At 54.7% G+C, this 655-nt stretch carries 2 protein-coding genes; one reads left to right on the plus strand and one right to left on the minus strand.

Annotated features, from left to right (window positions below):
* Window positions 1–79 precede the first annotated feature (79 nt).
* The gene (gene csrA, locus AC1DRJ_RS31325) at window positions 80–274 is read left to right on the plus strand and encodes a carbon storage regulator CsrA (protein ID WP_007938114.1); all 195 of its coding nucleotides are present in this window, start codon (window positions 80–82) and stop codon (window positions 272–274) included.
* A 190-nt stretch (window positions 275–464) separates the two neighbouring features.
* On the opposite strand, the gene AC1DRJ_RS31330 is transcribed toward csrA, so the two are convergent.
* The coding region (locus tag AC1DRJ_RS31330; RefSeq protein WP_477805519.1) for a DUF2214 family protein at window positions 465–655 on the minus strand (191 nt) is incomplete at its 5' end.

Genomic DNA, 655 nt, shown 5'->3' on the forward strand with positions numbered 1-655 from the left:
CTTCGCACTAATCTATACGTACCACCGACCTCTGCACTGTTCGAATCAGGTGCCCTACAAAGCAATCAAGGAGAAGACCATGCTGATACTCACCCGCAAAGTCGGTGAAAGCATAAACATCGGTGACGATATTACGATCACCATCCTGGGCGTGAGCGGCCAGCAAGTCAGGATCGGCATCAACGCCCCGAAAGACGTTGCAGTGCATCGTGAAGAAATCTATCAGCGCATTCAGGCTGGCCTCACCGCGCCGGACAAGCCGCAAACTCCCTGAATCCTGTTTCAGTCATAGCCAGCCCGATTGCCTTGAACATCGGCTGGCTAAAGATTCGTGCGCCGTATTGCCCGCCGTTTACTCATCCACCCTCTCCTGCCAAAACATGCAGCCGATAGTACCGGCATGACCCATGCCATGACTGTCAGACGTTTCTGAATTACCCCTAGGAAGGTCCTACCGCACCCGGCTAACCCAAGGTCACCCCGCGTGCCATGCCGGTCGCTGCTACAACCATGAGCAACACCAGCAATGCTTCGACATGACTGATGCGGGCAAACAGTTTTGCGCGCCTGGTATCAATTGCCGAGCCACGGGCAAGCGCAATCCGCCACTTGATCAGAGCCACCATTGGAACGATCTCAAGCAGCAGAATCAGTA

The sequence above is a fragment of the Pseudomonas sp. P5_B2 genome, from assembly GCF_056400445.1.

What these genes read in the sequence shown, in the direction of transcription:
- csrA (WP_007938114.1), top strand. Translation starts at nt 80, where the DNA reads ATGCTGATACTCACCCGCAAAGTCGGTGAAAGCATAAACATCGGTGAC.